Source organism: Vibrio sp. 2304, from assembly GCF_033339475.1.
Lineage (GTDB): Bacteria > Pseudomonadota > Gammaproteobacteria > Enterobacterales > Vibrionaceae > Vibrio > Vibrio alginolyticus.
This window is the reverse complement of sequence record NZ_JAWOUQ010000034.1, coordinates 1-1,493: the sequence shown is the minus strand read 5'-3', so window position 1 is coordinate 1,493 and position 1,493 is coordinate 1. Positions and strand designations below refer to the sequence as shown.

1 rRNA gene (running past one end of the window) is annotated in these 1,493 nt (G+C 50.8%); it reads right to left on the bottom strand.

Annotated elements, in window-relative coordinates:
• Nucleotides 1-1,465 (bottom strand): 23S ribosomal RNA (locus R7P64_RS24035); it reaches 1,494 nt to the left of the window's first position.
• Between the last annotated feature and the right edge of the window lie 28 nt (nt 1,466-1,493).

The window sequence follows — 1,493 nt, the reverse complement described above, 5'->3', positions numbered from 1 at the left end:
AGCCTACGCACTTGAACCTGGACAACCGTCGCCAGGCCCACCTAGCCTTCTCCGTCCCCCCATCGCAATTGTAAGAAGTACGGGAATATTAACCCGTTTCCCATCGACTACGCCTTTCGGCCTCGCCTTAGGGGTCGACTTACCCTGCCCCGATTAACGTTGGACAGGAACCCTTGGTCTTCCGGCGAGGAGGTTTTTCACCCCCTTTATCGTTACTCATGTCAGCATTCGCACTTCTGATACGTCCAGCATGCGTTACCACACACCTTCAACCGCTTACAGAACGCTCCCCTACCCAATGCACTAAAGTGCATTGCCGCAGCTTCGGTTTACTACTTAGCCCCGTTACATCTTCCGCGCAGGCCGACTCGACCAGTGAGCTATTACGCTTTCTTTAAATGATGGCTGCTTCTAAGCCAACATCCTGGCTGTCTGAGCCTTCCCACATCGTTTCCCACTTAGTAGTAATTTGGGACCTTAGCTGGCGGTCTGGGTTGTTTCCCTCTCCACGACGGACGTTAGCACCCGCCGTGTGTCTCCCGGATAGTACTTACTGGTATTCGGAGTTTGCAAAGGGTTGGTAAGTCGGGATGACCCCCTAGCCTTAACAGTGCTCTACCCCCAGTAGTATTCGTCCGAGGCGCTACCTAAATAGCTTTCGGGGAGAACCAGCTATCTCCAGGTTTGATTGGCCTTTCACCCCTAGCCACAAGTCATCCGCTAATTTTTCAACATTAGTCGGTTCGGTCCTCCAGTTGATGTTACTCAACCTTCAACCTGCCCATGGCTAGATCACCTGGTTTCGGGTCTATATCCAGAGACTGAACGCCCAGTTAAGACTCGGTTTCCCTACGGCTCCCCTAGATGGTTAACCTTGCCACTGAATATAAGTCGCTGACCCATTATACAAAAGGTACGCAGTCACAGGACAAGCCTGCTCCTACTGCTTGTACGTACACGGTTTCAGGTTCTATTTCACTCCCCTCACAGGGGTTCTTTTCGCCTTTCCCTCACGGTACTGGTTCACTATCGGTCAGTCAGTAGTATTTAGCCTTGGAGGATGGTCCCCCCATATTCAGACAGGATATCACGTGTCCCGCCCTACTCGATTTCACTGAACACACGTCGTCAACTACGGGACTATCACCCTGTATCGTCGGCCTTTCCAGGCTGTTCGTCTAACGCGTGTAAAGCTTAAGGGCTAGTCCAATTTCGCTCGCCGCTACTTTCGGAATCTCGGTTGATTTCTTTTCCTCGGGGTACTTAGATGTTTCAGTTCCCCCGGTTCGCCCTGTTGAGCTATGTATTCACTCAACAGTAATACCTTATAGTATTGGGTTTCCCCATTCGGAAATCCCAGACTCAAATGGTTTTTACTACCTAATCTGGGCTTATCGCAAGTTAATACGTCCTTCATCGCCTCTGACTGCCAAGGCATCCACCGTGTACGCTTAGTCACTTAACCATACAACCCGAAGGAGTTTCGAGTTGAT